The following is a 25672-nucleotide window of genomic DNA, read 5'->3' as shown; positions in this document are numbered from 1 at the left end:
TACTGAGATTAACATTCCGGCAGCAACCGCCGGAAAGGATGTATGTTTTTTTTAACCACGCTTGCAATCGATTACAAGAAAAATTGACCGCCACAAAAAATCCTTTATGAATTATTATCTCCTGATGAAAACATCCGGCGCATAGCCGCGTACTGGCAACATTCTCCTGAACAAAGGTGATTACCGCAGTTGCTATTCCACTGATCCACCGGATAAAATACTGGTGGAAATGGCCTTTCTGTGTCTGTAACGGAAACGTATACACGAATTTTATCCATCTTTTAAAAACAATTTATGCGAGACAAATTTTACGTTGGTATAGTAGCCATATTGCTGCTTTTATTCCGGCTGCCTGCCTCTGCTGACGCCATTCTCCCGGCAGCCGACAAGGAAGTAAGGGGACTGGTAACAGACAGCAGCGGCGTTCCCATGATAGGCGTAACCATCGCTGTAAAGAACAAGCCAGGAGTAGGCACCGCCTCCGACGTCAACGGACGGTATATCCTGAAAGTTCCGGACAATGCCTCCCTGATATTTTCCATGATAGGTTTCACCTCACAGGAGATCCCGGTAAACGGCAGGGAAGTAATTAATATCATCATGCGGCCCTCCTACAGCCAGCTGGGAGAAACAGTAGTAGTAGCTTTTGGCAAACAGAAAAAAACAGATGTAGTAGGCGCCGTAACCACTATTAACCCCGCTGAATTAAAAGTACCGGCCAGCAACCTGACTACCGCCCTGGCAGGCCGCATTGCCGGCGTCATTGGCTACCAGCGCAGCGGCGAACCAGGCCAGGATAACGCGGATTTTTTCATCCGCGGCGTAACTACCTTCGGCTATAAAAAGGATCCGCTGATATTGATAGATGGTATAGAACTCACCGTAACAGACCTCGCCCGGCTGCAACCGGATGATATTGCCAGCTTCTCTATCATGAAAGATGCCACCGCCACCTCCCTCTACGGCAGCCGCGCTGCCAATGGCGTAATACTGGTAACGACCAAGGAAGGAAAAGAAGGGAAAGCCGCCATCACCGTCCGGCTGGAAAATTCCCTGGCCTCCCCCACCCGCAATGTGGCACTGGCAGATCCCATCACTTATATGCGGCTGAATAATGAAGCGGTACTCACCCGCGATCCACTTGGGCAGCTACCTTACACAGATCAGAAAATTGATAACACCATTGCCGGCATTAATCCTTACATGTATCCGGCTACCGACTGGAGAGGCACACTTTTCAAGAGCTATACCACCAACCAGCGCGCCAACCTCAATGTAAGCGGTGGCGGCACCGCAGCAAGATATTATGTGGCCGGCTCTTTCAATAAAGACAATGGCATACTGAACGTAGATAAACGGAATAATTTTAACAGCAACATCGACCTGAAAAATTATTCGCTCCGTTCCAATGTAAACGTGAACATCACCAAATCTACTGAGATGGTGGTTCGTTTAAGCGGCTCCTTCGACGATTACACCGGTCCTATCGACGGAGGCGCAGACCTGTACAAAAAAGTAATGCGCACCAATCCCGTGTACTTCCCGGCCTATTACCCGGCCGATGCAGACCACCAGTATGTTCAGCATATTATGTTCGGCAATTATGATGACGGCACCAACGCCTATCTGCTGAATCCATATGCCGACATGGTAAAGGGATATAAAAATTATTCCCGCTCTATGATGGCGGCGCAGTTTGAAGTAAAACAAAACTTATCGGCACTGACAGAAGGTTTGAATTTCAGGACGATGGTAAATGTAACACGCAATACCTATTTTGATGTAACCCGTGCCTACAGCCCCTTCTGGTACCAGGCAGGTTCTTATGATAAACTACAGAACACCTTTAAACTGGAACTGCAGAACGAAGAACTGGGCACAGAATACCTGAACTATGTACCCGGCGCCAAAACAGTGAACTCCAGTTTTTATATGGAATCCGCACTTAATTATAACCGCACTTTTCACAAGGATCATACCCTGAGTGGTTTGTTTGTGTTTATGGTACGTAACAATCTTACCGGTAACGGCGCGGATCTGCAGGCGTCGCTGCCTTTCCGCAACGTGGGCCTGGCAGGACGCGGCACCTACTCTTACCAGAACAGGTATTACGTGGAGCTGAACTTTGGCTATAACGGGTCGGAACGTTTTCATGAGTCCCACCGCTATGGATTTTTCCCTTCTGCAGGCGTAGCCTGGAGTATCTCCAATGAGAAATTCTTTGAGCCTTATAAAAATGCCATCTCCAACCTGCGGCTCCGCGCTACTTACGGGTTGTCCGGTAACGATGCGATCGGTGATCCAAACGACCGCTTTATGTACCTCTCCAATGTAAACATGAACGACGCCGGCAAAAGTGCAGTATTTGGCCGCGACAATGGCTACAGCCGGCCAGGTATTTCCCTCTCGAGATATGCAGATCCTAACATCAGCTGGGAAACTGCTAAAAAAGCCAACCTGGGCCTGGAGCTGGGCCTGTTCGGCAAACTGGATATCATGGCCGACTTCTACCAGGAACAACGCAGTAATATCCTCATGACCAGAACTGCCACACCAGCCACTATGGGACTTTCCGCCCAACCCCGCGCCAACGTGGGCGCCGCCGAAGGAAAAGGAATCGATCTCTCAGCCGATTACAACCATTCTTTCAACCAGCACTTCTGGATCCAGGCAAGGGCCAACTTCACCTATGCCACCAGCAAGTTCACCACCTATGAAGAACCATCGTACGATGGCGCACCCTGGAAACTGCACGTGAACTACCCCATCTCCCAGCAATGGGGATACATCGCAGAACGGCTTTTTGTTGATGATGCGGAAGCTGCAAAATCGCCGCGGCAGAATTTTGGGGAATACGGCGGCGGAGATATCAAATACCATGATGTAAACGGCGACGGGCAAATCACCCAACTCGACCAGGTGCCACTGGGTTTTCCTACCACGCCTGAAATCACTTACGGATTCGGTTTTTCTATAGGATATAAACGATTCGACCTCTCTGCATTTTTCCAGGGACTTGGCCGGGAATCGTTTTGGATCAATGCACGCGCCACTGCCCCTTTCATGACCTATTATTATGATAATGAAACATTGTCAGGTAAACCACAGAACCAGCTGCTGCAGGCATACGCCGACAGTCACTGGTCAGAAGAGCACCGCGATCTGTATGCTTTATGGCCGCGGCTCAGCACTACCGCCATTGGCAACGATAACAACTCCCAGCAAAGTACGTGGTTTATGCGGAATGGCGCTTTCATCAGGCTGAAGCAGGTGGAAATAGGTTATACCGTGCGGCAATGGGCGCATATGAGAACATTACGTGTATACACCAACGGTACCAACCTGCTTACCTGGAGCAAGTTTAAACTATGGGATGTGGAAATGGCCGGTAACGGTCTGGGTTACCCGGTACAACGGGTATTCAACGTTGGCGCACTCGCCACTTTCTAAACATCCGATTTCTTATTCTTTTAACTGCATGTTATGAAAAAGATCATCTGCCTGATATTCATTGTTACGTTACCACAGCTTTTCAGCAGCTGTAAAAAATACCTGGACATAGTACCGGATAACGTGGCCACCATCGACTATGCCTTCCGGCTCCGTTCTACTGCCGAAAGATTTCTTTTTACCTGCTACTCCTATATGCCGGCGCTGGGCAACTTTGACGGCAATCCGTCTAATGCCGCCGGAGATGAGTACTGGCTGCCCGTTACCAATACCTCCAATGCCTGGCAGATTGCCCGTGGCAACCAGAATGTAGTGAACTGCTACATGAACTACTGGCAGGGTACTTCCGGGGGTAAGGATTTGTTTGAAGGAATCCGGCAATGCAATATTTTCCTGGAAAACATTGGTAAGGTGCCCGATATGGAGAGCACCGAAAAAGAACGCTGGGCAGGGGAAGCAAAATTCCTGAAAGCCTATTATCATTTTTGGCTGTTCCAGATGTATGGCCCTGTTCCGCTCATCAAAAACAATGTGCCGGTAAGCGCCGGCGAGGAGGAAGTATATCCAGCCAGAGAACCGGTAGATTCCTGTGTGAACTACATTGCCAAGCAGCTGGACGAAGCTGCTGCACAACTGCCGGACAAAATAGAGAATGAAGTATCAGAGCTGGGCCGTGTTACCAAAGCCATTGCATTAACGGTGAAAGCACAGGTGCTGGTACTGGCGGCCAGCCCGCTGTTTAACGGCAACTCCGACCACGCCGGTTTTAAAGGTCCCGACGGCAGGTTGCTGTTTGCCCAAACCAATGATCCGCAGAAATGGGTACGCGCCGCCGCTGCCTGCAAAACTGCGCTCACGCTTTGCGAATCGCAGGGATACAAACTATATACCTTCAATCCGCAGTTCTTTCAATATAAAATCTCCGACACCACGCGGATAGAACTCAGTATCCGTAATGCTGTATGTGAGAAATGGAATCCCGAAATTATATGGGGCCATACCAATAGTTTGGCCGGCAGCATACAGGCCAGCGCCACTCCGCGCGGACTGGATCCTTCTAAAACGGCCAACAGCGCTACGGTGGGCAACATCGCCCCTACCCTGAAAATAGCGCAGCTATTTTACACCAATCATGGTGTACCGATCACAGAAGATAAGACATGGGACTATAACGGCCGTTTTAAACTGCGTACCGGCACGCATGCATACCGGTACGACCTCCAGGAAGGATATCAGACCGCAGCCCTTCATTTCGACCGGGAACCCCGCTTTTATGCCGACCTGGGATTTGATGGCGGCATCTGGTACGGGCAGGGTTTATTTAACGACAATGCCAATCTCTTTTTTGTATCCAGCAAAAAAGGACAACCAGCCAGTGCGCAGAACCAGTCGTCGTACTCCGTTACCGGTTACTGGCCTAAAAAGCTGGTGAACTTCAACAACGTAATCGGCGATGGTACCACCTATACCATTCAAAACTATCCATGGCCTATTTTACGATTGGCGAACCTGTACCTGTTATATGCAGAAGCCGAAAATGAAGCCAATGGCCCCAGCGCAGAGGTATACCGGTATATCAACCTTATCCGCGAGCGGGCTGGCTTAACATCCGTGGAAAGCGCCTGGACCAACTACGCGCGTAACCCTGCCAAGTTCACGACAAAAGAGGGCATGCGTGATATTATCCAACGGGAACGGCTGATTGAATTAGCCTTTGAAGGACAACGCTATTGGGATCTCCGGAGATGGAAAAAAGCTGTGGACGAACTTAACAAACCCATTACCGGGTGGGATCTGGCGCAGGAAGACGCCACCGCTTATTATCGTGAAAAAGTGATCTATAACCAGGTTTTCACCACCAGGGATTATTTATGGCCGATACCCGAATCAGAGTTGCTGAGTAATAAAAAGATCAATCAAAATCCCGGCTGGTAATCTGTTTACAAAAAAAGAAATTAACTATGAAAAAATATATCATACCTGTTCTGCTTTGTGCTGGCTTATACTGCTGTAAAGAGGAAGGCGTTCAGCCGCTTAACAAAGACCAGGCGCCGGGGCCGGTTACCAACGTACGCGCCGAAAGTATTGCCGGCGGCGCCAATATCAGTTATAGTCGCCCGAAAGACAAAGACCTCCTGTATATAAAAGCCGTGTACTCCATCCGGCCAGGTATAGAGCGGGAAGTAAAAGCATCTTACTACCAGCATATGCTAACCATAGACGGATTTCCCGACACGCTGGAATACCCGGTAAAACTTTATGCTGTGAGTCGTGGCGAAAATATATCGGAGCCGGTCACCATCTCCGTAAAGCCACTTACGCCGCCGGTAAAACAAGTATTCCAGCAACTGACGCTCGCCGCTACCTTCGGTGGCGTAAGGGTCAACTTCGTAAATAATTCAGAAGCAGATGTGGTGATTACCGTACTGGCGGCCGATTCCACGAACGACCTGGTACCGGCGGAAACATTTTATACCAAAAGAAAGACCGGCACGTTTGCCGCCAGGGGCTTTAATACTACCAAAAGAAAATTTGCCGCCTTTGTGCGTGACCGATGGAACAATCACTCCGATACGCTGTACGCAGCACTATCGCCTTTATTTGAACAAAAACTGGAGAAAACAAAATTCAAAGAAGTAGATCTTCCGACAGATACCTATGCAGGGCACATCAGCAGTAAAATCCCCTACCTCTGGGATGACAAGCTGGGCAACGCCGGTACCTCCATCTTCCATACCAAACCAGGCAGCGGCCTGCCGCAGTGGTTTACGATCGACATGGGCGTTACTGCTACGCTGAGCCGCTTCAAGCTGCATCACCGTGACGGCAGCACCGCCGACGGGTCTTATACCGGCGGCGATCCCAAAATATATGAGATCTGGGGCAGTAATAATCCATCCAGCGATGGCAGCTGGGACAACTGGGTATTGCTATCCGGTTTTGAATCCGTAAAACCCTCCGGTACGCCCGATGGCATCATCACCACGGAAGACAAACAATTTGCCACTGTAGACGGGGAGGATTTTGATTTTCCGCCCGATGTACCACCTGTGAGATACCTACGCTTTAAAACCGTCAAAGTATGGGGCGCGCTGGATCATATCTACATCGCGGAACTTACCTTCTGGGGCAATGTGAAGTAAAATGTTATCATCTAACACAAATAACTGGTCATGAAAATATATAACGCCTGTTTATTAGCGCTGCTCCTGTTATTTGCTGCCTGCAGCAAAATGGATGACACCTACAAACAGTTCATTAAAAACGGAGAAATCCCTTACGCCGGCTCAGTAGATTCCGTAAAGGTTTTTCCGGGTGATAACCGGATCCAGCTATCGTGGCTGGTCAGCGATCCCAGGGTCACTAAAGCTAAAATTTACTGGAATAACAAAAGTGATTCCCTGGATATGGTGTTGAAAAGACAATATGACGTAGACACTATCAACGTGATCCTCTTCCCGATAGCCGAGGGCGCTTACTCTTTCGATATCTATACTTTTGATGATGAGGGAAACAAGTCCATAAAAGTAAGTACTACCGGCCAGGTGTATGGTGAGCGGTATATCAGCTCCTTGTTACCCAGACCTGTTAAAAGCGCGCTGTACTCCAACGGCAAAGTAGCCATTACCTGGGGAAGCGCAGATACCCACGTAACGGGTACGGAAATACGGTATACAGATGCTGGTGGTACGGTGCAGCACATCAGCGTACCGGTAGATTCCAATACTACTACCTTGTCTAATTTTCTTTTCAGTGATAATACCGATCTCGCATACACTACGGTATACCTGCCGGATTCCAGTGCCATCGACTTGTTTAAAACGGCCTACGAGGCGATTGCGGTAAAGGGGCCGCCGGTGGAATATGCCAAAACAGGGTGGACGGCCATCGCATCTGACTATGACGAACCCTCCGGCCGCGGGCCCGCCAATGCGATCGATAACAAAGCATCTACCGTATGGCACATGTCGAAAGTTGCAGGTCTTACTTATCCGCGTACCATTACAGTAGATATGGGTACCATCAACCTGGCCTACGGCTTTACCTTCACACAACGTACCCCGCTGGACGGACCATTGAAACTGATTGAAATTGAAGTGAGCGACGATAATACCACCTGGCAACCGCTGGGTGCGTTTACCTTGTTATCCGCAGCGGATAAGCAATACATAGACCTGACGGAAACGGTAAGTTTCAGGTATTTCAGGGTGATTGTGCGGTCGGATTATAAGAACGGAAATTTCTCTGCGCTGGCGGAAGTGGGTGTGTATAAACGTTAAAGGAGCTGTTTTGATAAAAAGGCCGCAGGTGTTCTACCTGCGGCCTTTTTTCGGTTTTACCTGAACGATTTCTTAGAATAAATGCTTATATTTAGGATATACATTTCTTACTACTCCACTACCTGTCAAAACCCCGGCAAGAAGCAAGATTTAACTTCATAGGATAAAACTAAAATCTACCATTATGCCTAAGTATGTTATCGAACGCGAAATTCCTGGTGCAGGTAAACTCTCAGGAGAACAGTTGAAAGCTATTTCACAAGCTTCCTGTGGCGTATTAAGCAATATGGGTCCGCAAATTCAATGGATCCATAGTTATGTGACTGCTGATAAAATTTATTGCGTTTACATTGCCCCTAATGAAGAAATGGTTCGTGAGCACGCGAAGCAGGGAGGATTTCCGGCCAATGCTGTCAGTGAGGTGGCTACTGTTATTGATCCTACAACTGCGGAGTAAAAGGTTATAGTATTTTAAAAGGGAAACTTAGGATTAAGGATCCTCTCCCACCATTAGAAAAAATTTCCTGCACTGCGGTGGTATGCTTATTGGTCGTCCATATTTGAAAATAGTAGTAATGGCTAGTGAGGATAAACTCCATTCCTTACATCGGGTAATTATTGCATCATCTGATATTGAATCATCCAATTCCCGGTCGGCAGATATTATTCTAATTCAAGACAACCAACTGCAAACTGACCATATATTTAAATACCAAGGCTGGCACATCTCCCCAATTAGTGTCAAAACAACGCTTATAAAAACACACACCTCCTCTCTTATTCATATTATTGTCGATATGACATTTAACATAGACGCATATTAATACTCTACCGGCTTTTGGGATAAAATACGTTTACAATCGGTTAATTATTCTGAATCCATGTTTACGGCTTACACCTACTTTTATTCCGCTAACTATTCTATGCAGCCCTCAACTTGTCAACCAAACGTTTATTCAAATGGCACTATCAGCAAAATCAGCAGTATCAGGATGCTTCGTACCGCTATATGTGGTATGTTTTCTCGCTTTCTTCTCCTTGTCTGCATCTGCGCAGAAGAAAGCGATTACGGGCACTGTCGCCGATTCGTCCGGCATGCCTGTTATAGGCGCCACCGTCAGGGAGAAAGGCGGGAAGGCCGTCACCACCTGCAGCGCCGACGGTACATTTAAATTAACCGTGGACGAAAAAAATTCGCTGGTCATTTCCAGTGTTGGATTTCTTAGTGCGGAAATACCGGTGGGTAGCAAAACAACGTTTGCTATTACTTTAGCCAGCAACACCTCGGCGCTGAATGCCGTGGTAGTAACGGCATTGGGAGTAAAACGGGAAAAACGCAATCTTACCTTCAGCTCCCAGCAGCTGAACGGAGAAGAACTATTAAAAACCAAGGAACCCAACCTGGTGAATACTTTGGCCGGCAAGGTGCCGGGCATACAGATTACCAGTTCTTCCGGTAATGCAGGCGCCTCCTCCCGCATTGTGATCAGGGGTAACTCTTCTCCCACCGGGGAAAACCAGGCGCTGTTTGTAATCGACGGCGTGCCCGTTGATAACACGGAAACCGGCAATATCAGCGGCGGAGCCGCGGGCTCCGGCGTAAACCGTATCGCAGATATTGATCCCGCTATCATTGAAAATGTGAACATCCTGAAAGGCGCCGCCGCTACGGCGTTGTATGGGTCTTCCGGCGCCCGGGGTGTAGTACTCATTACCACTAAAAATGGCGGTGTGGATAAGAAACCGGTATTCAACTTTTCGTCAGATGCTTCTTTTGAGCATCCACTCCTGCCGGAACGGCAAAATATATATGGACAGGGTACCACCGGTATCTTTTATAACGGTGAGGACGCCGACAAAAAAACAAGCCTTTCCTGGGGTCCCCTCATGGATACCCTCAAAGTAAACGGCCAGCCCGCACCTACCTACGACCCGTACGATTTTTTCCGCACGGGTATTACTACCAACAATACTATTTCTGCCTCCGGCAGTACCAATAATTCCAACTATTTTCTCAGCTATTCCTATTTCAACCAGAAAGGTGTAATGCCGGGAAATGATTTTAAGCGGCACTCCTTCTTTGCAAAGTACAATTCCAAAATAGGCAAATATGTGAGCACTACTTTCCAGATGGGATACAACAACTCCGACCAGGAAAGGCTGCCGGAAGGCGCCAGCAACGGGCCTTTATTTGTGCTGCTGCTGCAACCGGTATCGTGGAATCCATACCCTGTGCTCCTGCCCGATGGTAGCCAGCGCGGCTACCGCTATTCCAGGAATATGCCGCTGTGGACGCTCGATAACATCAGCAATGATTCTAAAGTCAACAGGTTTCTCCCGGTATTTACCGCCAACATCACTCCTACCAGCTGGCTTACTATTACAGAAAGACTTGGCGCGGACATCTACACGGAGTCTGATAAGTATATAGAACATCCAAGTCCGCAGATTGGCCTCACAGGACAAATCAGGAACCAGAACATCAACTTCCGGCAATTCAATAATGACCTGATCATCAGCGCCACGAAAACATTTGGCAAATTCAACGTAAACCTGTTAGTCGGTAATAATATCTATACTACTTACAGCCAGTATATGAATATTAACGGCACCGGGCTCAATATTAACGACTTTAATAACTTATCGTCCGGCTCCACTATCACAGGTACTGAAAGTTACACCCAGCTCAGAAAAGTAGGCTTCTACTCCCAGGCTAATATTGAGTACAACCGCTTCCTCAACCTGTCTTTAACCGGCAGGTACGATGGCAGCTCCGTGCTCAATCCCGATAAAAACTTCTATCCTTACGGATCGGCCGCTGCCAGCTTTATCTTTTCCGAATTCCTCGGACCTAAAGCCTCCAATGTCATTAACTTCGGAAAGGTACGCCTGAGCTATGCTACGGTGGGTAACGACGGCGTAGGTCCGTATGCGTTATCTACCCCTTATGTGCAGGCAGGCAGGAATACAAACGCCGGTTTTTTCCAGTTCCCGTTCCAGGGACAGCAAGGCTTTTTACTGACAACTGCATTGGGTAACCCCACGCTCATCAATGAACGGCTCAATGAATATGAAGCGGGGCTTGAAATGCGTTTCCTGAAAGACAGGATCACCTTTGAAGGATCTTATTTTAGCCGTCGCTCCAAAAGCGGGCTCATTCCGGGGTCACAAATCCCCCCTTCAACCGGTTTCAACAGCACTACTATTAACTCCGCTGAAATATCCAACAAAGGAATAGAGCTGCTGTTGGGCGCCACTCCTGTAAAGACAAAAGATTTCAGCTGGAATGTTACCCTGAATTTTTCGAAGATCAAAAACGAGGTACTTTCCCTGGCGCCGGGCGTTGACCAGCTGGGACGTTTGATCAAAGGAGAACCCTATAACATCTTCTTTGGCAACCGCTATAAACGGGCCGACAACGGGGAACTGCTCATCGACGCCGGTGGACTACCGGTAGTAGATCCGCAACAAGGCATTGTGGGCGATATTAACCCGGATTGGCTGGCCGGCATGGATAATACCTTCCGTTATAAACAGCTCAGCCTCTCCTTTTTCTTCGATATGAAAAAAGGCGGCGATGTGCAAAATGATGTTGAGTCGGCCGGTTTCTACTACGGCACTGCAAAGGTAACTGCCACCCGCGGCCAAATGGTGGTGAAAGGAATCAGCGAAGTAGACGGAAAGCCCAACACCGTGGCAGTAGATGCGCAAACCTACTACCAGACCAGGCAATACGAATCTACCATCCAGGATGGTACTTATATCAAGTTGCGGAATGTAAGTCTTTCCTACCTCCTGCCTGCTTCCTTTGTGGCTAAAACACCTTTCAAAACCGCTTCCCTGGCAGTAGCCGGCAGGAATCTCTGGATCTACAGTCCGCATTTTACCGGTGCTGATCCGGAAGTAAGTTCCTATGGCACAGGCAACAGCTCACAGGGTATTTATGCGTTTTCAACGCCAACATCACGCTCTATCAACTTCTCATTGAAATTTAGTTTTTAGTATGCCGGCACCACTAAAATTTATCGACATGAAAAAGTCTCTTTATATACTGCTGCTCACCGGTCTTTGTTTACAGGGATGTAAAAAATTCCTGGATATAAACACCGATCCCAATAATCCGATAGATGTGCAGGAATCACTGATCCTGGCGCCGGCGGAACTGAACATTTCTGACAATATCCATGGCGGCAATGCGGGAATCATTATACAGAACTATGTGCAGAACATAGCCGCCAACCAGCTGAATCCTTATGTGGGCAGTTACCAGCTGTTTAATATTGATATGGATGGCGACTGGTCCAACTTCTACGTCACCTCACTCAACAACCTGATCACGTTGAATAAAAAGGCGGAAGCGAATAACAACTGGAACTATGCGGCCATTGCCAAAATACTTACGGCTTACACCCTCGGCACTGCCACCGATTTCTGGGGAGATATTCCTTATTCTAAAGCGTTTGTCAGCGGCATTTTCACAGTACCTTACGATAAACAGGAAGATATTTACAAAAGTATCCAGTCATTGCTCACCGATGCCATAGCCAACATCGACAAAAACAGCAGTCCAAAGAGCCCAACAGGTGACGACTACTTCTACAACGGCAATATGAACGCCTGGCGCAAGCTCGCATGGTCGCTGAAAGCGAGGTATTATATACATCTCACCAAAGCACCCGGATACACCGCCAAGGTACAGGCCGAAAGCGCAATAGCTGCTTTAAAGCAAGGCATGACATCCAACAACGATGATCTTAAGTTCACCTACTCCGGCGCGGCAGGATCGGAAAACATCTGGTACCTCACCTTTACACCGGTAACTACCTACGTGATGAATGCCACACTAATCGATACCTTACGCAACCGGAATGATCCGCGGCTGCCGAAGATGATTGCTCCCGCCACGGCAACAGGACTGTTTACCGGCAGAAAGATCGGTACGCCCACAGGAGACCTGGCTAAGTACTCTTACCCCGCTGCATTTTATGGCGCCAAAGCATCGTCCAATTACATCTTCAATTATTCTGAAGCACTATTCATACAGGCAGAAGCCCTGCTGATCACCAGCGGTTATGCCGCTGCGCAGCCGGTATATGTAAATGCGATCAATTCCCATCTGTCTAAACTCGGGATCGATACTGCCAGCGCTGCGGCCACTGCTTATGTAAACCGCCGCAAACTGACCGCCGGAAATGCGCTACAGCTGATCATGGAGGAAAAAGCAGTAGCTAATATCTTCAACTTTGAAACGTATAACGACTGGAGAAGAACGGGTTTTCCAAAATTGCAGAAAGTAGATGGGGCATTGATAGATATCCCCCGCAGGTTGTTATATCCGCAAAACGAGATATTAACGAATGCACAACCACAACAAACAGCTATCCAGAGTACAAAGGTTTGGTGGGATAATTAAGAGAAGAAAAGTAAAACAGTAATACGGGGCGTCTCAAAAGTATTTGAGCTGCCCCTTTTTTTTAAAACAAAAGCTGGTGTGGCTACCTCTTATTTTTTCCGGACCTTTTTCCCGGTTGCGCCACCTTTTCCGGATGATGCTGCCGCCGGCTTTTCTTGCGTTGCCCAAAATTGATTGATACCGTCTACCATGGTAGCAATAATGCGTTGCCCTTCTTTCAGCCGTTCCAGGGTATCCAATACAGCTGCCCTGCTATCACCCAGTGGGATCTTTGCAAAAGCCCGCAGGTCAAAACGTAACTCTTCTAATCTGTCAGTGCTGCTTCTCAGGAAACTGAGTTCGTCTTTCAAAATGGAATCGTCCCCTTTTATAATGGTATTTAATAAATTCTCTAAGGCTTGGTTTAATGCCTGTACTTCAACGGCATTCCCAGCCAGGGTTTGGCTTTCATATTCCCTGTCCAACGCCTGTTTTTGTTCTTTCGCTACTCTTTTCCTTTCTATATTCTCTGCAGAATTTTCCTGTTCCGAGAGTGATTTCATTTTTCTACTATCGCCCAGCCGCCGCTGCAGACGTTCTTCCAATCCATGCATTAAATGCTGGCAAGCCTTACAGGAAGGTACAATATCACCACTGCCATATTTTATGATCTTGCCATGTGCATCAATTATAGGAACCGTACTGTCGGCATTGAGTGGAGACACCCATCTTTCCGTCATGGATGCATGCTGCATAGTGGTGGGATGCAATTTCACATGGCCTCCATCAATGATAGACCAGATCAGCTTCGGGGCAGCACAGGTACCGGCAAGCCCGGTTTTCACTTCCTCGCTCCCCGTATGTTCTTTTACAATGTTTTTCTCCTCTCCGGTTCCAAAACTATGCGGCCCTATTTCTTTGACGATAATTCCTCTTGCTTCCTCCACATTCATTACGGAGCTCACGTACTGCATCCCCAGTGACTTGGCGATGAGCTCAAAACCGGCCGACTGACCACCGGAGCAGGTAGCAAACACCTGCCCATCCATAATAAGTACACCCAGCATATATCCTTTGTAGGTGTCGTGCTCTTTATCATAACGCAGCAAGTTTCCCAATTTCGTTTTTGCCCCATTATCTTCCTTTTTCACCAGTTCAAACAAGCGTTTCGCTTCCTTATCAATCTCTTTATACAGTGTCTCCGAGCGCTCCTGGCTTTTCTCGCTTTGCGGAATGGTAAAAGGCTTGTCCGGCCTGAGGTCATGAGATCTCAGGTTGGGATAGGGCGTATGTTCCATGAAGATCGTATTCACGTCTTTAGACAACCGGATAATGCAGTCTGTTATGACATCAATTTTTTCACCAGACAAGGATTCCTTTAGTAAAAGCCAGGTTTTGGAGATTGCCAATTTATCACTCAACGCCGGGAACAATACCATCACTTCTTCCACCGCCTGTTCAAAAGTCTGGCCCCGTGAATTCACGGAGCCTTTCATATAACGTTCAATCGCCTGCTTATCACTTCCGTTGTCCAATAACTTGTCAATTTTGAGCTGCATGATCCCCTGTTGTTGTAATACAGGTGGCGTTATAACGGCCGGATAGGCAATTCCACTACGGGGAACCGTTTGATTTGCAGCTGCACGGGAAGCGGCAGGGACAGGTATTTTGAGGAAGCCTGATGACATATGGGATGCATCTATTTATACAAAAAATAATCAATTGCACCTTCATAAACAAAAATTGTTTGCAGATGGGCCACCCGGCAACATTTCACTTTTTCATTCCCTTAAAAAACCTGCCGATATTATACGATATACTCATAGTAATACAAATGGGACATACCCCGAAGCGGAAAAATGTTAGGGCCACTTTCTTATACCATGGCAGACGAGCGGGAACAACAGGGCAGCTTTTACCATCTCCTTCATATTCCCTTATTCCCCAAATATTGACAGCTGTTTTCATTCTAACTGTTTTTTAATCAACCAAAGAAATGATAAAGGCAAATACCAGTTAATACTAAAGAGACAATACAAAAAATGATTTTTGTTTTTACAGACATAATTAAACTGTTTAAAGGTGATTTCCTATTAATACCCGTTCATAAGATTTATCACCCAAAAACTATATGCTTTCTTCTTTTGCCTTCATTTTCCTAACCTGTTGAATGCATTTATATTGCTGATTGGCTGCTGTATGCCTGTTTTTCCAGCCCATTCTTTTCATTAAAACTTCCATAGGCTCCCGGTAAAAAAAGATGGCTTTTAGTATACGCTGGCAATGCCCTGTGATCCTGGATATCCAGGTTTGTACTTTTTCATCTTCGGTTTTCTCCTGGTGTAATTCCGTTGGAAAGTCCGCTGTCGCGCACGGATACAGGGATACATCCTCTACGGGCAATAACCTATTATCCCGGAGATGTTTCAGCCAGAGGTTCCTGGAAATAGCAAAAAGATAAGTTTTCAGGGAAGCCGTAAGTAAGAAATCAGGTTGCCTTACTTTTTGAAGCAATACAATCATTGCTTCCTGGAAAATATCTTCCGCATCCTTATTTTGCCCGTAGTTATTAATAATATATGCGGCAATAGTTGGAAAATAGTATTGATACAATACCTCAAAAGAAGCATTGTCCTCACTTCTGAGCATATTGAGCAATGTGTGGTCTGATATTGTTTGCATACGATGGTGAACTTGGTCCATACTATATACCGGAAGACGCGATTTATCACCCGCAAAGCATAAAATTAACGATAAATGTCATTGCTGGAAAGCTTCGACAGCTTTTTATCCTTTTGTATCTTTTCCCTTATCTGCTCCAGATAGGCCGCCCGGTTCGTTACCATTTCATTCAACCGTTGCTCCCAGGCAGCAACGTCCCCGAACCAGGCCGACAGCGTATTGGCAGGCACAGCTGCTGCTTGCTGACGGATACTTCTCAGGCTTTCCCGGACCTGTGCCTCATCGTCGACATAAAGCGCCACATGCAATTTTATCAGGTGAAAACCTATCAGATATTTAATTCGCGCTTTCACCTCGATCCATTCCATAAAATAATCAATCATTCTGTAAATCGCTTCCTGTGTTATATCCCGATCAAAAGGAATACTGAATTGTGTAAGTACACCATCAATTACAGCCGGTAATATAACATCATACTTCTCTTCAGGTATAAACAACTGCCTGTTATCCGTATCCCTTGCCTGTATAACTATCTCTGTACTGCCTGCTTTGCCATCCGCTTTTACGTCGATTAACGGAATGAATACAAAATAGGGCGCATAACGCTTCCAACCGGGAATTTTATTTATTTGTATCCCTATAACCAATGGCCCCAGTATCTTAAGTAATCGTGTACTGCCATACATCGACAGACCAGGCAATACTTTCAGCCATTCCTGCGCAATCATTTTACCCGACACATTTTCCGTCATTTTACTTATTTGGTTTAATAATTGTTGATGATGAGCCCGTAAATTCATTACGGTATCTTATCATTTGGGGGGAATTATTCAACATAGCCGGTGTTTTATCCGGATACCCAAATTTAAAATCGTATATCATATTATTTTGCGGGTCCCATAAATCCAGGAATCCCGCCCTGCCATCATTAAAATACTCTCTATACCGGAAACCCCTTGATCCGTCAATACGCTCAAACTGATCCAGAAGTGTAGTCACATAAGAGTGTTTCTCCGTCCCCGCGAATCTTCCTGTCCCGCCTACCATTCTTTCTGCCTCGTCGGCGCCAAACTGTATCAGTTCTGTATTGGTCAGGCCCTTTGGAATTAAATGTTCATTTCCGTTTACGACCACCCGTACAGTAGCTTTTTCTGCCAGCTTCACAGCCTGCCCGGAAATTTCCTTTACCAGGACTTTCTCCGCTACCTTCATCGTCACCTTCGCGACACCCTTGGCAGCCCCTTTAAACAAGGATTCTCCCGCCAGGTCGGTGGCTGCGTATAATACGCCAGTAATATAGTTTCCTTTTTTAAACTCTTTAGCGGCGTCAACGAAAGGTACAAATCCTTCCACAATCTCCTGCGCAAAATCTACTGCTTTTACAAAAGGCCTACTTGCAGGGATGGCTTTATCCATCATAAAGTTAAAGTAAGCCTGCAGCTTCGGATCCACACCATGATCGCCCTTGTCCCGCCCCGGGACGTTCAATCCCCTCGCTATATAATTGGCCACCATTTGACTCATTCTGTTACGTGGCCCCGGGCCATCAACAGGCGACATCCCGTCCGGATCAATGAACCTGATTGGGTTATCAAAAGCGTAGTTATAAGGCGACCACCTCCTCATTTCATCTGCCCGGGGATCCGGGGTAAACCATCTGCCAATCTGCGGGTCATACATGCGTGCCTCAAAATCCAGCCACTGCAGCCCTTCCCCGTCACTAAACTCACGGCTTTGCAACTCCTTACCACCAAACTGAAAATCGTTAGGCTGCTTACCAAATGCCTTACTGCAGATACCTTCCAGCCTCCCTCCAAAAGGATAGTAATGCGTTTCCTCCAGGATCGCACTGCGTTGCTGCGTTACCTGGAAATTGTCAAAGTATACCTCTTCCTCCGTCTCATTACTGTAATAGATATAGGCATATCCGTTCTTATTTACATTAATGGCATTGGACAGGGATTTATCAATCGTCTGTTTAACTTTGTTGCTGATATAACCTACCGGGAAAACTTTGCTGTTTACCTTATCAAACTGCAGCTGTTCATTAAAGAATATAACGTTCAGGTATGCTTTCGGCGCCTGGTTGGTACCGCTGGTGGCAGGGCTGGTATTCAGGAGATTGGCCAGGTCAGCATTGCCGGAGAGTCCTCCGGTAATAGCTGATACATTACCCTTGATGAGTTCAGAAGGCACAGCACTGGCGGTAAGGGCATTCAACAGGCTGGCAACAATACTTTGCGCACCGTTCGCGCCGGTATTATTAGCATTGGGTACATCATACCAGTAGTCTACCTTTACATGCAACCTGTCACCACTCATGACCTTCAGCAGCTTAGCCCCGCCTATGGCACCGGCGCTCTTTTTTACAAGCATACCGTAATCATTGACCGTGCCCGGAGCTACCGGGTTATTGGCTTTATAAGCCGAAGGCCATGTTGTCCGGCTACCGGCAACAGCGATGCTGTTACCATTGCGATTCTCATAATTATTATCCTGTGTTATGACTTCAGGACTACCCGACGCTCCTTCAAAGGATAATGCAGGATAAGCATCCGTCTGTACCTCCTCTGTCAGTACCATCCTGACATTGCCCAGGTAGTCTTTTAGGAGGTAGTCAAAATCATACCTGCCAGGGTTGCTGCCTATACCTTTCGTGAAACGGATACGGCCTTCTTCATGCTGGAAGTATTTCAGCTGGTCATCTTCATATACCGCATTGTCCAGATACTGGAAAACCTTCACCGGCTTGCCGGTTTCATTTATCTTCTTTGTCAGCTTGTTTCCCGAGGCATCATAGATATACTCTATGGTGCCTTTGGATGTTCCGTCACTTTTAAGCAACGTGATAATCCGGGGAAGGTTCAGGTGATTATAAACGATACTGCTGATTCGTTTATTCTTATCCGTTAGCAGGTTGCCATTAGCGTTATAAGAATAATCATCGTTGCTACGGTTGATATCTGTGAAATCACCCAGCTTATTGTTGGTAAGACCGATGGACGCATCCTCTGTTACCGCCAGTAACTGGTTACTGGTTCCGCCGGCAGTATAGGTATAGCGCATTTTATCCAGCGGCGCGGAAGTTCCCAGCTTTAGTCCGTTCTGGAAAAGACTCAGCAGGTTACCGTTTGCGTCGTACCCGATCTTATTACCGTGTTCAGGCGCCCCATATACGCTAAAATCAACACCGGCAGCAGACCATCCGCTATTGTCCTGATTCTGGGTAAAATCGGCCTTATTGAGCCGGTCCAGGTTATCATAGAGGTAGTCATACTTACGGAGTATCCCGTCTCCTTTGCTTTTCCATACCACTCCGCCAATACTGCCATTGAACCTGGCTGCCTGGTAAGCCGTACCTGGGATACCCGCATCGGTTTTATCATATCCGATCACCATACCAAAATAGTGGACACCATTACCTTTTACATAGTCGCCGTTGATACCGCTTACCCACCCCCTTACATTATAGGTATAGTCAACTGTTTCCAGGGTTCCGTTGTTAGCGCCCAGCTTCTTGCGCAACGGTTCACCCAGTTTATTGTATTCGTAAGTAACGATCGACTGTTCCGGTTTGTCGGCTGCCAGTGTGGAAGATATTTTCTTACGCACGCTCAGTAACCCCACATGATTGTACGTATTACGGGTGAGCACTTCATGAACCTGGGCATTAGCGCCCGCTTTCTCCTGTTTGAGATAACTTGCATTTATCCTTCCTGCAAAATCATATTGGGTAGTAATGATATCTGTCCCACCCGTTTGCTGTTTGGTCTGCGACTGAACCAGTTGTTGCCTGGAATTATAGAAATTCACACTCAACACAGCGGTATTCCCATCGTCCAGTATCAGGTTTTTCACACCAGTAGATAAACCTCTTGTTTGCGTGCCCTGTGCAATGGACTGCGGATAAGGGTAAACCGTATTGGAAGCAGCCGGCAACTTGCTGTCGTAGCTGTTATTCTTTATTGAACTGATACCCTGTGTGCTGCACCAGTCGTAGTCATCATAATAGCTGGCTGTAAGAAAAGGCGGATTTAAAACTGACGGAAAACTGAGACTGGTAGTATAACCATGTGCGGTACCAACATCTCTTTTTTCTGCACGGCTAAGTGTGGCGGTACTGGCGTCCACAAAGCTTTTCATCTGTGCTAAACCAATATGGGTAGCGTCCGAGTAAAAGCCCGTCATCACCACCCTGTCCAGGCCATCATACTTGGTAAAGATCCATTTGTTGGTCTTCCGCAATTCCCCGCTCTGCGTTAATACCACCCGTCCCCACTGGTCATACACCGTGAATACCGGGGTGGCGCCCGGTGTCCTTTTGGAAATTGTTCTTCCCTGTACATCGTAAGTATACTCAAAACAATACTGTGTAATCAGATTTGCTACAGCGGCGGGATTCCAGGTGGCATTCCTGATCAGTAACTCCACCCCGGCAGGCTGCATAACCATTACCAGGTTTTTGTAATCATCATAAACATAATAAGTACATAACCATCCTGTGTGATTTACACCCGGAGCATCCGCCAGCTGCACTTTTTTCAGTACCAGGTTATTGTTTTTATCAATGTACTCCACTACCTGTTTTCCGTTCTCATTGGTCGTAACGGATTTATAAAGTGTACCACCGGGATAGGCATTAGGCGAAGTATAAGTACCATCTGTATTTATATTCCAGATCCTGACTTCATCGGCGGCAGTATTGGTGAGAAATTGTACACCGACCCCCCTGTTACTGCCAGACCAACTGGCGCCCGGCGCCGTAGTTTTAATAATCCTGTTAAGCGGAGATGCTTCATAGCTCATTTTTTCCAGGAATGCGGATTCCCCGGGAAACTGGGCCGCATTAAAGCTCTGTTGTTCCGTGAGCGGATTGATTTTATAGTTGCCATCAGAGCCGGCCGATACATACGGCATATACTTGTTGCTCTCCCTGCCATATGCATCGTATTCCAGCGGTTGTACCAGATCAGCCGGAGCTGCGCTGCCGCTCTGCTGTTTAGACACTTTCTGGATCAACCTGCCCAGGCCATCAAAGTATTCGGTTACCTGCTGCACGTCTTCAGGACTTGCCTGGGCATCTGCCACCGCCTTATCCACAATAAGGGGTTTGAAGAAGCTACGGGTGCGGATATAGTTCATATTAAGCGCATCAGGGGGAGCCTGCTGCACCACAATAGTTACTACATTGCTCAGAGATGTTTCAGTCGCACAACTTACCACACGCCTGTAAGAAGTAGTGGCAGTGAGTATGCCAGGATCAAAATTTATTGTAGTAGCGCCTGTAATATTGGTAAATGTTGACGCATTGGGGGAAGACTGCCACTGGTAACTATAAGCACCATTACAGTTTCCTCCGCCGGCGGTAGTACCGGAGATATTACCGGCAGGCGTTCCGCCGGGTATATTTAATACCGGCGCTGATATACTGCCACCCTGCAATGCAGGCGCAACGACAATCTTCACTGTATTTGCACTCACTACGTCGGTACCGCAGATTGTCTGACGATAAAAAAAGGTGGTGGCAGTCAGCGGGCCAGGGGTATAACTCTCGCCTGTGGCGCCATTGATCACTTCAAAATAAGTATCATCCGGACTCCTGATCCATTTATACACGTAAGCGCCGTCACAGCTTCCTCCTGTGGAAGGTGTTCCCTGTATGATACCCGGGCTGGTGTTATAGAGGACCTGTGTATTTGTTGCCTGAAGAGAACCGGCAGATAAATACGGAAATACTTTCACCAAAGCGTTATTGGTAAACCCTATTGTGCTACCGCAGGTTACCCTTCTTCTGAAATAGGTGTTGACAGTAAGGTCCGACGTCCACTGAAATACCAGGGACAGGCCATTGGCGCCGCTGATATCGGTGAAATTAGTTCCGTTCGTACTGGACTGCCACTGGTAAACATAGTTACCGCTGCAATCCCCACCTGATGCAGCAGGTCCCGTAATGGTGGCGGGGGCCTGGTAGTACACAATGTTTTGTGAGGCCGGCCCTATACTGCCAGCTGCCAGTGGAGCCGTAACATAAACAGTAGCCACATTAGAGTATCCTTCCGTACTTCCTGAAATGGTTCTCCTCCTGTAGGAAGTGGTATTTGTAAGTGCAGCGGAGAAGGACAAATTAACCCCGGTAGCGCCGCCGACATCCGTCCAGTTAGTGTTATCTGAAGAAGATTGCCACTGATAAGCAAACGAAGGATTACAGGTACCGCCTTTACCAGGTGCACAGCTGATCGTAGCCGGCATAGTATTGTAGGCGATCTGTTGTGTGGTAGCCGACGTAATATTACCCGGTACAAACGGTGATACGACCGTTACTGTAAGACTCGCATTTCTACCACTTAACTGGCAAGTCACCGTAGCTGTTCCGGGATTCCCCCAGGTGATCTGGATAGAAGGTAATGGTGTGCCGGACCGGCAGGTTCCGTTACTGCCCGTAATGATCCCATTGTCTGAGCACCATAACATATTGGTCGTAACCGACCAGTCGCCCGCTATCGCATAATTATTGGAGGAACCGGATATTACACAGGTAGGGCCGGATATAGTAAATTGTGAAAAGCCTTTTAAAGAAAAAAGGGAGTAACAGATTATTAGCAGCACCCTGACTACGAACCTGTGATGGAAAAATCGTTTCATACCAGTGTCGTTAAATGAGTTAATAGTTTTTATAGTTGTAGTCGACTGTCTTCTGGATATTCCGGTCTTCGTCCCTGATTATTTTCAATCTCAGCAAATCATCATACTCATAATAAGTAACGACATTTCTTTCATCACACTTGGTCAACATGCCAACACCCGGTTTATAAGTATAAGTCCGCATCAGTGCATCAGCAGGGTATAGCCGTACTTCATCCAGTAAAACCGTACTACTGCCGATCGTATAATCAGCCGCATTGGTAGTGGTGATAGAGACAGGTTGTTCCTTGTATACCCATGCGCCGCTGCTGCCGGCAGTTTTCTCCCACCACGATAGTATATATTTCCCCAATGTCCAGGGCATCGGTACATTAAAGGGACCGGTAACGCTTTTGCTACCTGTTTTGCCTTCGTTCTGAAAACCTGTGGTGAGGTCTTCAAAGCTGGTGTGGAAAATGCTTCTATGAATACGGGCTTCGTTATAATTAATCTTGATATCCACCCTGGTAGTGGTCGCCGTTACACCGGTCCAGTTCACCGAAAAATAATAAGAGTCAGTTCCTTCAGGTAACTGCGCGGTTTCGGTATAGGTATTGGCGCTGTAATAAGTACCGGTATGAACCGTTCCGTTACTGCTTCGCAGGTTTACGGTAATCATCCCACTCGGATTGGTACCTTCCATTATTACTTTAACAGTATAGGTTACGGGTTGACCGACATTGGTTTTGAAGGGGGTAAAGCTAACTGATGCCGGCGATGCGCTCAGGTCCAGAAACTGGCCTACCGCCTGGCTCCTGGGTATCATTTCATTGACAGGCTGCAGTGGCGCATTGTTAACTTCTGCAATGGGATAAGTATCGTCATATCCCCATATGTAGGAAACAGGTTTCCCTCCATTTTTAGAGAAGGACGCCACCTTTCCATTCTCCAGGTAACCGTTATATCTCATTTCGAGTTGAAGGCTCCCAAGAGGTCCTTTCTGAATAAATTCCTCATATGGTTTGATTACTTTCCCGTTATTGAGCCAGTCTTTATACGTCCTGCTTTTTTTTGTCAGCAAAACATTATCCTTGAGATAATCTTCATCGATCACCGCACCTATCATGTTCCTGCTTAGCATAGTGGCATAAACGCCACCCAACAGGGATGCTTTTTCCTGCACATAGTGATTGGTTGTTTGGATCGTATTGTTCTTGCTATCGGTACTGACAATCCGTGTCGGGAGACAATTGCCCGTCTGATCATAATAGTATTGGGTGGTACTGATCACCGGATTAGTACCATTCTGATCATAGTGATATACCGTTTGAAGACTTGGCCGGATCCACTCCGTAGTTATATCATAAGGAAAATCTTCACACTTGTCATAAGCAAAACGCCTTACATGCATCACTTTGGCATTAGCGGAGGAATATTCGTTATGAACGCGGTTCAGCAGTACATAGGCGCCATTTACCTTACTATACGTATATTCGTCATTCAGATTTCCGTTTCTGGCTGATATATTCAGGGGCACCGGAACAGGAAATATTCCCGAATAATAATTGGTGGGCGGAGGGACAACATTTTCGAAGTAAGCCTCCCTTTTGCCATTCTGCCCATTCTCACCAAAATATGTAACCACTTTATCATATCCGAGCATAGCACCATTCACCGTTTCACTCATGGTTGAATAGTTAGCTGAAACAACGAGTTTGCGCCGCACAGATCCGTAAACAGTACTCTGGTAGGAACAACAGGAGCCGGCTGGTACGATAACAGACGTAGTCAGATCTGTGGAGAAGAATTCATATTCATCTCCCATGAGTTTGCCGCCGGTATACTCAAAATTTCGGACATCCAGTTTATTGGCCGGGTCCAGGGCATAGATTTGCCGGATGCGTAATCCTTTCGGGCCAGGCATGAGGCTACCGGCTTCATTTGGTTCGAACTCGAAATGGGTACTGCCACCTGTAGGATAAACGATAGACTGTATAATACCGTTGCTTCCCATAAATCCTCCGTGGGAAGATTTATCATCCACATAGTCGCTGATATAATAAAATGAGTAGGGTTTAAATGCAGCTGTCTGCGTTTTTTCATTAATGCTCCGTAGCCGCAGGCGGGTAGAAATAGCCGGAGGAGCAGTACTGCCGGAGCTGAAGTAATCATAACCCATCTGAAAAGATTTCAGATAAACGTCTGCCCCGGAAACCTTCATGTAAATATCGATCTTGTCCAGTTTTTTACCCGGGGGTAACCCTGGTCCCACCCGTAGGTCGGTTCTGTTACTGGTATTGAGCACTATCTTTCCTGTCGGATAATCTACCTGGGTCAATACCACATCATCTGACAAAATACTGGTGTTTGAGTAGCTGTAAAACGTTCCTGGTTCAACCGATCCCGGCGCGCAGCAACCGCTGCCCAGCTCGGGCGGATATATAGATACCAGCGACGATTTGACCGATGAAGAAGTTGCCCTTAATACTTTAGTATTCAGCGGTGTTTGATAGGTATAGTTTATCCTGGAGTTATCCGGTAAAATGATGGAGGAGATATACCAACTGGAAATGTAGGTTTCTGATTTATCCTTATCAGGCCCATCGGCTGATGGGCTAACTGTACGTTCCGTAGTCATTTCAGTTTTGGAAAATACATATTTCACACCGTCATCGGTCGTAAGATTCCAGGCAGAATTAAGCATATCGTATTCAAAACGTATATTCTCCTGCGTAAAAGAGCGGACTATAAACGGTTGTCCGCCTGTTCCGACGTCCAGCACAAACTTCCCCGTATAACCGTTGAAGTTATAATAGAACATGTCAGGCTCCTGATCTATATCCTCATGACATAAATTAGGAAAACCAGGAGGGAAAGTATTCTTCCTGAAATACCCCCATTGGGAAAAATCATCCAGCTGACGTTTGGATCTGGTGATCACCCCACCGATGTTCAATGCCCAACCCAGGCCAACCCAGGACGCCTCATCAGAAGTCCTGAATCCTCTCCCGTGGTAAGTTATTGAAACCGGCATATTAAAGTCTCCGGTACTGATGGTGTGAAGCGGTATACTTATTTCTGGCACGCCGCTATACTCACTGACCGGCACTTGTCCATAGATCCCAAGGCTGGCAGCATTCGGTCCGGGAGGAACATAAGATTTTAATGATTGGGCTATCAGCGTGATTTGAAAAAAGGTACAAAGGAAGAGGGCCTGGCAAAGGCTTCTTGATAGTAATTTCATAGC

General features: G+C 47.0%; 12 protein-coding genes. 7 read left to right on the top strand and 5 right to left on the bottom strand.

The annotated features are described in order from the left end of the window. Nucleotides 1-294: 294 nt before the first annotated feature. The 7 genes from QFZ51_RS16115 (at nucleotide 295) to QFZ51_RS16085 (ending at nucleotide 13143) form a co-directional block, all read left to right on the top strand. Nucleotides 295-3450, top strand: a complete 3156-nt coding sequence (locus QFZ51_RS16115) for a SusC/RagA family TonB-linked outer membrane protein (protein ID WP_429047166.1) — start codon at nucleotides 295-297, stop codon at nucleotides 3448-3450. Between the two features lie 33 nt (nucleotides 3451-3483). After that, the gene (locus QFZ51_RS16110; RefSeq protein ID WP_429047165.1) at nucleotides 3484-5385 is read left to right on the top strand and encodes a RagB/SusD family nutrient uptake outer membrane protein; all 1902 of its coding nucleotides are present in this window, start codon (nucleotides 3484-3486) and stop codon (nucleotides 5383-5385) included. Between the two features lie 26 nt (nucleotides 5386-5411). Then, entirely contained in the window at nucleotides 5412-6593 is a 1182-nt protein-coding gene (locus QFZ51_RS16105) for a DUF5000 domain-containing lipoprotein (protein ID WP_429047164.1), read from the top strand. A gap of 30 nt (nucleotides 6594-6623) precedes the next feature. After that, the gene (locus QFZ51_RS16100; protein WP_429047163.1) at nucleotides 6624-7730 is read left to right on the top strand and encodes a DUF4998 domain-containing protein; all 1107 of its coding nucleotides are present in this window, start codon (nucleotides 6624-6626) and stop codon (nucleotides 7728-7730) included. Between the two features lie 184 nt (nucleotides 7731-7914). Further along, nucleotides 7915-8187, top strand: coding sequence for a DUF4242 domain-containing protein (locus QFZ51_RS16095; RefSeq protein WP_370913016.1), 273 nt, complete (start codon nucleotides 7915-7917; stop codon nucleotides 8185-8187). 503 nt (nucleotides 8188-8690) lie between these two features. After that, the gene (locus QFZ51_RS16090) at nucleotides 8691-11732 is read left to right on the top strand and encodes a SusC/RagA family TonB-linked outer membrane protein (protein ID WP_429047161.1); all 3042 of its coding nucleotides are present in this window, start codon (nucleotides 8691-8693) and stop codon (nucleotides 11730-11732) included. A 28-nt stretch (nucleotides 11733-11760) separates the two neighbouring features. After that, nucleotides 11761-13143 carry a SusD/RagB family nutrient-binding outer membrane lipoprotein gene (locus QFZ51_RS16085; protein WP_429047160.1) on the top strand — a complete coding sequence of 461 codons (1383 nt, stop codon included), beginning with the start codon at nucleotides 11761-11763 and terminating at the stop codon, nucleotides 13141-13143. Nucleotides 13144-13232: 89 nt separating this feature from the next. On the opposite strand, the gene QFZ51_RS16080 is transcribed toward QFZ51_RS16085, so the two are convergent. The 5 genes from QFZ51_RS16080 to QFZ51_RS16060 form a co-directional block, all read right to left on the bottom strand. Further along, the gene (locus QFZ51_RS16080; protein ID WP_429047158.1) at nucleotides 13233-14810 is read right to left on the bottom strand and encodes a hypothetical protein; all 1578 of its coding nucleotides are present in this window, start codon (nucleotides 14808-14810) and stop codon (nucleotides 13233-13235) included. A gap of 439 nt (nucleotides 14811-15249) precedes the next feature. Further along, the gene (locus QFZ51_RS16075) at nucleotides 15250-15804 is read right to left on the bottom strand and encodes an RNA polymerase sigma factor (RefSeq protein ID WP_429047156.1); all 555 of its coding nucleotides are present in this window, start codon (nucleotides 15802-15804) and stop codon (nucleotides 15250-15252) included. Between the two features lie 65 nt (nucleotides 15805-15869). Further along, nucleotides 15870-16556 (bottom strand): hypothetical protein, encoded by a 687-nt coding sequence (locus QFZ51_RS16070; RefSeq protein ID WP_429047155.1) that lies wholly within the window; start codon nucleotides 16554-16556, stop codon nucleotides 15870-15872. 1 nt (nucleotide 16557) lies between these two features. Next, entirely contained in the window at nucleotides 16558-22446 is a 5889-nt protein-coding gene (locus tag QFZ51_RS16065; protein ID WP_429047153.1) for a DUF6443 domain-containing protein, read from the bottom strand. Nucleotides 22447-22465: 19 nt separating this feature from the next. Beyond that, on the bottom strand, nucleotides 22466-25669 hold the full coding sequence (locus QFZ51_RS16060) for a hypothetical protein (RefSeq protein WP_429047152.1): 3204 nt from the start codon (nucleotides 25667-25669) through the stop codon (nucleotides 22466-22468). Between the last annotated feature and the right edge of the window lie 3 nt (nucleotides 25670-25672).

Origin of the sequence: Chitinophaga sp. W3I9 (assembly GCF_050434025.1) — a bacterium.
Taxonomy (GTDB): Bacteria; Bacteroidota; Bacteroidia; order Chitinophagales; family Chitinophagaceae; genus Chitinophaga.
The sequence above is the reverse complement of the archived record's forward strand: the minus strand, read 5'-3'. Positions and strand labels throughout refer to the sequence as shown.

Coding starts and splice junctions, on each gene's coding strand:
- QFZ51_RS16085 (WP_429047160.1), top strand. CDS start 11,761: ATGAAAAAGTCTCTTTATATACTGCTGCTCACCGGTCTTTGTTTACAG.
- QFZ51_RS16075 (WP_429047156.1), bottom strand. CDS start 15,804: ATGCAAACAATATCAGACCACACATTGCTCAATATGCTCAGAAGTGAG.
- QFZ51_RS16095 (WP_370913016.1), top strand. CDS start 7,915: ATGCCTAAGTATGTTATCGAACGCGAAATTCCTGGTGCAGGTAAACTC.
- QFZ51_RS16115 (WP_429047166.1), top strand. CDS start 295: ATGCGAGACAAATTTTACGTTGGTATAGTAGCCATATTGCTGCTTTTA.
- QFZ51_RS16080 (WP_429047158.1), bottom strand. CDS start 14,810: ATGTCATCAGGCTTCCTCAAAATACCTGTCCCTGCCGCTTCCCGTGCA.
- QFZ51_RS16065 (WP_429047153.1), bottom strand. CDS start 22,446: ATGAAACGATTTTTCCATCACAGGTTCGTAGTCAGGGTGCTGCTAATA.
- QFZ51_RS16105 (WP_429047164.1), top strand. CDS start 5,412: ATGAAAAAATATATCATACCTGTTCTGCTTTGTGCTGGCTTATACTGC.
- QFZ51_RS16100 (WP_429047163.1), top strand. CDS start 6,624: ATGAAAATATATAACGCCTGTTTATTAGCGCTGCTCCTGTTATTTGCT.
- QFZ51_RS16070 (WP_429047155.1), bottom strand. CDS start 16,556: ATGACGGAAAATGTGTCGGGTAAAATGATTGCGCAGGAATGGCTGAAA.
- QFZ51_RS16110 (WP_429047165.1), top strand. CDS start 3,484: ATGAAAAAGATCATCTGCCTGATATTCATTGTTACGTTACCACAGCTT.
- QFZ51_RS16090 (WP_429047161.1), top strand. CDS start 8,691: ATGGCACTATCAGCAAAATCAGCAGTATCAGGATGCTTCGTACCGCTA.
- QFZ51_RS16060 (WP_429047152.1), bottom strand. CDS start 25,669: ATGAAATTACTATCAAGAAGCCTTTGCCAGGCCCTCTTCCTTTGTACC.